Source organism: Pseudogracilibacillus amylolyticus (SeqCode), assembly GCF_051918545.1.
Taxonomy (GTDB): Bacteria; Bacillota; Bacilli; order Bacillales; family Amphibacillaceae; genus Pseudogracilibacillus.
The window spans coordinates 1-8,301 of the sequence record NZ_JBPPZG010000133.1 but is presented as its reverse complement, the minus strand read 5'-3'; the positions used below and the strand labels follow the sequence as shown (position 1 = coordinate 8,301).

Genomic DNA, 8,301 nt, shown 5'->3' with positions numbered 1-8,301 from the left:
CGAGAACCATCCGTTCTTGTTCGAACTTCAGGGTATACCATACAAAAAGTTGCGATTGCAAGATATGTAACCATGATGGATTTTCCATTATGCCCTCAATACTTGTTAAACCAATATTACATCAATTTAGTTCTTATGGGGGCCTTAAAACACAGAGATTTGGAGTAGATTTTTCTAATTATTTACCAGAGGGAACTGTATCTAACAGTAGAGTTATGTCACAATAAGTGAATCTTAATAATATTTGCAAATACAGATATTAAAAAATTGAAATCCATTGCTTGAGTTTTTTGATGTTTTATTACATATTAAAGTACATTACATTCATTTACTAGGTTTCTTAAAAAAACCAACTAAGAGTAATACAATTCCGGGTATGAAAATAATTGGGAAGAAAAATAAAACACTTAAATATGCAAAACCATTTTCATCTAAGATTGCGTAGGCTGTACCAAGTGAATCGGATAAAGGAATTGAAATTAATATTAAAGAAATACCCCACATTTTATATTTGGTATTCTTTGATTCATTCTTACTAATTAAGTAAGTTAAAAAAATAGTTAAAAAACCAATTAAAATACCAGTAGCTACAGGTGAAAACTTGAAAGGGATATTCCAGTTATGGTCAAAGTTGAGCAAGTAAATCTTATTCATTACCCAACCTGTATATAGAAAAAACAGTGGAATAAAAAGAACGATCAATGTAACGTTTCTTGTTTTATTCATACTTACACTCCTCGTATAGTATATTTAGAAGGATAATTCTAAGGAAAGGTGATCGGAAATGATGTTTGATGTACGCGAAATAGTGTGGCTGTGGGGGATGATGTATATGCACCGCATGAAGTAAAGTTTGATTTACCCTCCACTGCAACTCTTGAGGATGTCATTCACAAGATTAAAAAAATGTCTTATTTACCCACTATTTATGGCGGAAAAGCCACTTGGGTTTTATTTAAAGACAGTACTCCATTGGCTATCATTGCACAACAATGGGAACATGCCAAGTTTTTTGACTGTCAAAATCTCACTATTCAAAAGCTTTTTTTAAAAGAAAAAGAAGGTAATCTGTTTTTTTATTATTATGCTCAACAAGATCCTATCGAAGTTTTTGCAACCTTAAAAAACTAATTCCAGGATTTTGCCTCACTTTTTCTATGGATACAATGATTTCGAGAAAAGGGAAAAAATCCTTTAAGTTTTTACTTATGACCTGCCGAATGTGGGTCTTAACTTTATTATTGCCCAGAGTTTTCCGCGTACTTCTTCCAATGGCTTATTTATTCAAAGTCTTTCATCAAAATCGTTAGACCATATAAAAAATTCTGATAGCCCACCACGTGGTGGAAACAGTGCTTCATGCATCTTTCCTAACGCTTCCCTTTGTTTTTCAGGGTTTAATTTTTCAAAATCATTGTCTTCTAAACAGCTTATAATAAACTTTACTTGATTTATTTGACCATCAATTTCACCTTTCCCGTATGTTTCAATGATCGTTAATAATCGTAGATACAATTCTTTTATACAATTTATTTTTTCTTTACTAACCATTCCATTGCCCCTTTACTTCAAGTGATCATCTTCATCAATTTTCATGTCCGCTTTCTTTCCATCATCGTATAAAATTCGTTCATACCCGCCCGGTCCTCCATTAATAAACGATTAAGCCTCAAACAATTGAACCCTTAATGGGAAAAGGAGCAACGATACCTCTATTCATAAGTATATTAAAAATACCTGTGCGAGTTCAAATGCACAAGTATTTATATTTAAATATGAAATGTATACTCCTCGGGTAATACTCGTCTTAGGAATTTTTTTGTACGTTCTTCTTTTGGATTTACAAAAATTTCATGAGGTGTTCCTTCTTCTACAACAACACCACCATCCATGAACATAACTCGATTCGCAACTTCCTTAGCAAAAGACATCTCATGTGTGACAACGAGCATCGTAATTCCTTCTTTCGCAATATCCTTCATCACGCTTAGAACTTCTCCCACTAACTCGGGGTCTAGTGCTGATGTCGGTTCATCAAATAAAATAATATCCGGATTTAATGCAACGGCTCTAGCAATTCCTACTCTTTGCTGTTGTCCCCCCGACAACTCATTTGGATAGGCATGATATTTATCGGAAAGTCCTACTTTGTTTAATGCTTCCATTCCAATTTTTTCTGCTTTCTTTTTGGGAAATTTTCTTCCGATTATTAAACCTTCTGTAATATTTTCCAAAGCTGTTTTATTAATAAATAAATTATAATTTTGAAAAACAAATGCGATTCGTTGCCGTAATTGATGAATTTGTTTTTTTGTTGCAGTATGAAGATCGACTGTATCGTCTCCAAATGTTGCACTACCTCTGTCGGCTCGTTCTAGGAAGTTAATACATCTTAGTAAAGTCGTCTTCCCCGAACCACTTGGCCCTAAAATGACGACTACATCTCCTTTTTCAATTTCGAGGTCTACTCCTTTTAGCACTTCGTTATTACCAAAGGATTTACATACATCTTTAATCGCTAACATTTCCTATCCCTCCGTCAACTTTTAACTCACTGCAATTCTATATTTTGTAAGTCTCTTTTCATACCATTTAAATAGAAATTCCACCAACGTACATAAAATCAAATAGACTAAAAATATATCAATATATGCTTCTACATAATTGTAACCAGCGTTGGCAGCTACCTTTGCTTTTAATGTTATTTCATGCAAAGACATTGCATATCCGAGTGAAGTTGCTTTAATTAAATTGATCGTTGCGGTACATAAATTCGGTAATGCGACTACTAAAGCTTGTGGAATAATGATTCTTCGATATGACTGGAAATTACTCAATCCAATAGATTGAGCAGCTTCCAATTGACCTTTGTTTACTGAGTTTAATGCAGAACGAAATACTTCAACTAATATTGCGGTTGTATTAAATGAAAAGACAATAAATGCGTACCAAATGGGATGAATATCATAGACATTCATAGCAATATTATATTTTTCAAATATAATATTTAGCAGTAAAGGTACACTACTATAGACTACGAAAATTTGAACAATTACCGGAGTTCCTCGCACAAAAGATACATATATTTGAACAAAACGGTGCAGAAAAGGAATTCTATTCATTCTCGCTAACGCAAGAGAGAACCCTGACGGGAGTGCAATCAATAAAGCGACCGCTGTGACGAGCATAGCAATTGGGACTCCGGAAAGCGCAACAAAAAATGTCTCCCACATAAACTGATAATTTAATCCGTCTGACAATTCCTTCATCCCCCTTTACGTCGTCTTTAATGACTGTTTTCCTTTACTAAAAAACTTTTCAAGAAAATGGAATAACCGTTCAATAATAATCGATAACACCCAGTAAATGACAGATAAAGCAAGAAATATTTCTAATGCATGTGTGTTATAATTTGACGATATAATTAATTCTGCTTTACCGACAACATCAATTAACCCAATTGTATAGGCGATAGCCCCTTCATGTAATAATGACACTAAACCATTTCCAAAATTCGGTAAGGCAATTACAAATGCTTGCGGAAAAATTATCCTTCTATACACTTGAAATGGACTTAATCCAACACTTACTCCAGCTTCGAACTGGCCTTTATCAACAGATAAATAAGCGGATCGAATTACTTCAGACATAATTGCTGCAAACTGCAGTGCAAATGCAATAACTACAAAAATTGCTTTATCAATATCATTTAAATTTATTCCGACTTTATTCCCTAAATAAGGAATACCGTAATAGACTAAAAATAATAAAACAATTGACGGAGTACAACGTAGAACGGTTGTATACCCATTAGCAAGCTCTCTACCAAACTTAGATTTTCCAAGTTTCAGAGCAGCCAATATTAAACCTAGAAATGATCCTAAGAGGACGGCTAAGCCGGCGATCATAAAAGTTACCTTAAGAAATGGGAGGAGCTGTGGAAATGCTCCCCATAAATATGACGAATCAAAATACTTTTCCATACTACCTCTCCGTTATAAAAGTTATTATTCAACTTCATCCAAAACTTCAAATAGATCTCTACCATAAAATTCTTCACTTAACTTATTTGGAATTTTTTCTTCTTTCACTTTTTTCATCGCTTCATCAAACGCATCTGCTAATTCCTGTTCTTCTTTATTAAACAATGGCCATGTTTTAATTACATCGAATTCATTGTAGACAATATCATCTTTTAAATTATAGTAAGGAGCTCCTTCTTCATAAAGTTGCCTTTGTACAGACCCTTCAATCATTACTCCGGCATCCACACGACCTTCATTCACCCATTGAATGACATCTACTGAAAATGTATCTCCAGCTTCCAACTTCACTTGATTATCAGGATTTTCTTTATTGTACTCATCAATAACTGTATATTGAGCGTTATTTGCAGCAATCGGAGCAAGCGTCAAACCTTCCTTCGCAAAATCTTCCAACGTTTTAATATGCTCATTTTCTTTCTTTAACGCAAGACCAATACTACTAAGACCAATAAACTCTTTCGGATAAATATACTTTTTTGTTCTCTCCTCTGTAAAGAAGGCATTCTTTACTCCTACCTGAAATTTGCCTTGTTCTACCCCCAACAAAAGATCATCATCAGAAGTGCCAATGAACTCAAATTCATAATCAGGTAATAATTCATCGACTGCTTTTAAAACTTCTACATCATATCCAGTTGCTTCTCCATTTTCGTCAGTATATGTTATAGGTTTCGAAGACTGTACATATGCTACTTTTACCTTTCGAACATGATCTCCCTCAACATTTTCATTGGCGGCCTCTTCGCTATTATTTGTTCCACATCCAGCTAAAACGACCACCAACCCTATCATGAACATAACTTGTTTCCATACGTTTTTCACCTTCACTTATTATTCCCTCCAGTAGTTTTATTAATTGTTATTATTCCGATTTAATTACTTGGTATAATAATATGCATTTAATTAAAAATTGTCAATACCCATATGGAAAAATGATGAAGCGATGTAAAAACAAACCTTACTTATTAACGGTTATCATATAAGTAAAAATCATCTAAACATTCCTTCCATAGGAGAACACTCCATTATAGGAATAGACGTGAGTTGGGCGCAAAGCCCGCTTTTAGCTGGCCTTCTTTCAAATTTAAGGCAATGTTGACTTCACGATAAGTGTATAAATGGACTAATTCTCATTTCTACCCAATCAGCATGTCTTCTTTATTATGTCGTGAGATGAAGCATGTTGTGCTACAGCTTTAGCGCTAGCGTTAGACACTTTCAAGCCAGTAACTTATCCACAGCCATACTAGAATATAATTTCCTCACAATAAAATAAACCGAGCTAGATTTTCTACTAGCTCGGTTTATTTTATTCATTTATATAGTTTTTTCTAATTTGATATTTTAATAATTTTCCTTGTAAGTTTCGTGGTAGCTCATCTACAAAATCAATATGGTGGGGGATTTTATACTTCGCTAATCTACCTTGACAAAACCGAAAAATTTCTTCTTTCGTAGCCTTTTCGCCGTCTCGTAACACAACAACAGCTAAAGGTACTTCTCCCCATTTTTCATCCGGAATGCCAATAACAGCTACGTCTTCAACTTCTGGATGCTCATGTAAAACCCCTTCAATCTCTGCCGGATAAACGTTAAGCGCTCCTGACAAAATCATATCCTGCTTTCGATCAACGATATAATAACATCCATCTTCATCTTGAACCCCAACATCCCCTAAGCTGAGCCATTCACCCTTAAAAGATTCTTTATTCGCTTCTGGTCTACGATAGTATTCATCGCACAATGTGATTCCTTTAACAAAAAATTCTCCTGCTTCCCCAACTTCCACCTGTTCGCCCTCTTCATTCAGTAATTCTATTTCCATACCTAGCATTGGTACTCCCACAGAACGATCCTTTTCTTTCTGCATTTCAGGAAATAAATTAGCTACACCACCTAACTCAGTAGCTCCATAAAATTCATTTAATTCAACTGTCTCAAAATACTTTAGCACTTTTTTCTTCGTGCTCGTATGTAACGGTGCTCCGACAGAAATTATAGATTTTAAAGCGGATACATCATATTGGTGTAAGATATTTTCAGGCAGCGAAAATATTGCATCTAACATCGGTGGTGCTAAAAATGTGGTCGTTGTCTTTTCTTGCTCAATGGCTTTTAATACCTCAACAGGATGAAACTTTTCCAATATATGAACAGGATTTCCAACGAAAAAGTTAGGAAGAGATATACTTAATGCGGCCGCACCATACAAAGGGCCAGCTACTAATCCTTTCCCTAGCCTTCCGATATTAAATTCAATACTAAATAATAACGCAACTAAAAATAAACTTCGATGAGAACGTACTGCACCTTTTGGATAACCTGTAGTTCCACCAGTATACATAATGGAAAGAGTGTCCAATTCACTAAGAGATGATGACGGTACAGGTTCTTCCTTCGAGAAACTAGAAATCCAAGTTTCATATTCTAAAAATTGAACATGATCATTCGTTCCTACCGTAATGAAATGCTGTGTAGTTTTATATTGTTCAATATAAGGAACTACTTCATGCATGAAACGAGAATCAACTACTAACACAGTAGCTTCAGAATCATCCAAAACATGCTGAATTTCTGGACCGACAAACCTTGAATTAATTGGTACATAAATGGCTCCAATTTTCCCACAAGCAAACATTACTTCAAATAATTGATGGCAATTCATTAACATGAAAGCCACTTTATCCCCTTTTTCTACACCGATACTTTGTAATGCATGGGCTAATTGATTAATTCTTTCATTAAGATCTCGATAAGTAAATCGAAGTCCATGAAATGAAATTGCTTCTCTGTCCCCGTAACGTGTTGCATTTAACTTTATTGGATCGCTAAATAACATATGTTGCATTTTCTCACCCCTTCATATGTTCTCTGCTTTTATTTTTTAATAACCTTTTTTTGCTTGGTTGTACTGTTCTTCTAATTGAGCAATGTAATCTTTCGTATCGTTTATTTCTTTAATTGCTCCAATTCCTTGTCCACAACCCCAAATGTCTTTCCACGCTTTTGCGCTAGCGTCCCCACCAAAATTCATTTTTGATGGATCACTTTCGGGTAAATTATCCGGATCCATCCCTGTAGCACGAATGGATGGCGCTAAATAGTTCCCGTGCACGCCTGTGAAATAATTGCTATAAACGATATCATCTGAAGTACCTTCAATGATAGCTTGTTTATATTCATCGACGGCTCTAGCTTCCCGTGTAGCAATAAATGGGGAACCGATATAAGCAAAATCGGCTCCCATCGCTTCCGCCGCTAAAATGCTATCGCCCGTAGCTATCGATCCTGAAAGGGCAAGTAGACCATCAAACCACTCTCGAATTTCTTGTACGAGTGCAAATGGACTTTTCGAACCTGCATGCCCTCCGGCTCCAGCCGCCACAGCGATGAGACCATCAGCTCCTTTTTCAATCGCTTTTTTGGCAAACGTATTATTGATTACATCATGTAGTACGACTCCACCATAACTTTGTGTCTCTTGATAGACTTCTTCCCTTGCACCAAGTGAAGTGATAATGACAGGCACTTTATATTTTTTACATAGCTCCATATCTTCTTCAAGACGTGTATTCGTACGGTGGACAATTTGATTAATTGCGTAAGGTGCTGCCGGACGATCGGGATTTTTTGCATTATAGCTCGCAAGCTCTTCGGTAATTTCTGCAAGCCATTCATCCAGCTGGGAGGAAGGTCTTGCGTTTAGTGCAGGCATTGAACCGACAATGCCTGCTTTACATTGTTCGATCACAAGCTTTGGATTGCTAATAATAAACATCGGTGCACCAATCACTGGCATTCTCATGCTTTTTTTCAATTCTTTTAAATTAATCATATCAAGTCACTCCCCCCCTGTAAGCGCATACAAATAATTTTAAAAATGCATATTTCTTTTTCATTATCTCCCCCTTACCTACCAATAATGAACATTCTTGAATACAATAAAAGTAATTTTAAATCAAATAAAACTATGTATGCGCGTATAGTTTATTGTTTTTTCTATTTTTTGTCAAATGCAATGAGGGGTAATTAGTTTAAAATTTTTGAAAGATAACACGATGGAAAAATCAAAAGTTGAAGCTTGGCTTGTGTAAATTTGCGCACTGTATCTCGCTCTGTTGAAAAACAATTTTAACTTATTCTACACATATGTTATAATTAATTCTTACGATGCTTGACTTAAAAGCGTTTGTAAGACGTGGTTCGAAACCATCCCACGATAAAAAACTAAGGAGAGAAGTTAATATGAGGATTA

9 protein-coding genes and 1 riboswitch are annotated in these 8,301 nt (G+C 35.3%); of the genes, 1 reads left to right on the top strand and 8 read right to left on the bottom strand.

Going from position 1 to position 8,301, the window contains the following annotated elements; translation table 11 throughout:
- Positions 1 to 324 precede the first annotated feature (324 nt).
- Complete coding sequence (locus ACPYKA_RS14195; protein WP_479542892.1) at positions 325 to 726, bottom strand: hypothetical protein; 402 nt, start codon at positions 724 to 726, stop codon at positions 325 to 327.
- A 90-nt stretch (positions 727 to 816) separates the two neighbouring features.
- Between ACPYKA_RS14195 and ACPYKA_RS14190 the strand changes: the two genes are divergently transcribed.
- On the top strand, positions 817 to 1,131 hold the full coding sequence (locus ACPYKA_RS14190; RefSeq protein WP_479542891.1) for a hypothetical protein: 315 nt from the start codon (positions 817 to 819) through the stop codon (positions 1,129 to 1,131).
- 153 nt (positions 1,132 to 1,284) lie between these two features.
- On the opposite strand, the gene ACPYKA_RS14185 is transcribed toward ACPYKA_RS14190, so the two are convergent.
- The 7 genes from ACPYKA_RS14185 to ACPYKA_RS14155 all read right to left on the bottom strand — a co-directional run bounded on the left by ACPYKA_RS14185 (position 1,285) and on the right by ACPYKA_RS14155 (position 7,881).
- Positions 1,285 to 1,551 carry a hypothetical protein gene (locus ACPYKA_RS14185; protein ID WP_479542890.1) on the bottom strand — a complete coding sequence of 89 codons (267 nt, stop codon included), beginning with the start codon at positions 1,549 to 1,551 and terminating at the stop codon, positions 1,285 to 1,287.
- A 218-nt stretch (positions 1,552 to 1,769) separates the two neighbouring features.
- Positions 1,770 to 2,525, bottom strand: a complete 756-nt coding sequence (locus ACPYKA_RS14180) for an amino acid ABC transporter ATP-binding protein (protein WP_479542889.1) — start codon at positions 2,523 to 2,525, stop codon at positions 1,770 to 1,772.
- A 21-nt stretch (positions 2,526 to 2,546) separates the two neighbouring features.
- Positions 2,547 to 3,260 carry an amino acid ABC transporter permease gene (locus ACPYKA_RS14175; RefSeq protein WP_479542888.1) on the bottom strand — a complete coding sequence of 238 codons (714 nt, stop codon included), beginning with the start codon at positions 3,258 to 3,260 and terminating at the stop codon, positions 2,547 to 2,549.
- A gap of 15 nt (positions 3,261 to 3,275) precedes the next feature.
- Complete coding sequence (locus ACPYKA_RS14170) at positions 3,276 to 3,983, bottom strand: amino acid ABC transporter permease (RefSeq protein WP_479542887.1); 708 nt, start codon at positions 3,981 to 3,983, stop codon at positions 3,276 to 3,278.
- Positions 3,984 to 4,007: 24 nt separating this feature from the next.
- Complete coding sequence (locus tag ACPYKA_RS14165) at positions 4,008 to 4,874, bottom strand: transporter substrate-binding domain-containing protein (RefSeq protein WP_479542886.1); 867 nt, start codon at positions 4,872 to 4,874, stop codon at positions 4,008 to 4,010.
- 481 nt (positions 4,875 to 5,355) lie between these two features.
- Positions 5,356 to 6,894 (bottom strand): class I adenylate-forming enzyme family protein, encoded by a 1,539-nt coding sequence (locus ACPYKA_RS14160; protein WP_479542885.1) that lies wholly within the window; start codon positions 6,892 to 6,894, stop codon positions 5,356 to 5,358.
- Between the two features lie 36 nt (positions 6,895 to 6,930).
- Complete coding sequence (locus ACPYKA_RS14155; protein WP_479542884.1) at positions 6,931 to 7,881, bottom strand: NAD(P)H-dependent flavin oxidoreductase; 951 nt, start codon at positions 7,879 to 7,881, stop codon at positions 6,931 to 6,933.
- Positions 7,882 to 8,238: 357 nt separating this feature from the next.
- Positions 8,239 to 8,283, top strand: a riboswitch (PreQ1 riboswitch).
- Positions 8,284 to 8,301 lie beyond the last annotated feature (18 nt).

Coding starts and splice junctions, on each gene's coding strand:
- ACPYKA_RS14195 (WP_479542892.1), bottom strand. CDS start 726: ATGAATAAAACAAGAAACGTTACATTGATCGTTCTTTTTATTCCACTG.
- ACPYKA_RS14185 (WP_479542890.1), bottom strand. CDS start 1,551: ATGGTTAGTAAAGAAAAAATAAATTGTATAAAAGAATTGTATCTACGA.
- ACPYKA_RS14180 (WP_479542889.1), bottom strand. CDS start 2,525: ATGTTAGCGATTAAAGATGTATGTAAATCCTTTGGTAATAACGAAGTG.
- ACPYKA_RS14170 (WP_479542887.1), bottom strand. CDS start 3,983: ATGGAAAAGTATTTTGATTCGTCATATTTATGGGGAGCATTTCCACAG.
- ACPYKA_RS14160 (WP_479542885.1), bottom strand. CDS start 6,894: ATGCAACATATGTTATTTAGCGATCCAATAAAGTTAAATGCAACACGT.
- ACPYKA_RS14155 (WP_479542884.1), bottom strand. CDS start 7,881: ATGATTAATTTAAAAGAATTGAAAAAAAGCATGAGAATGCCAGTGATT.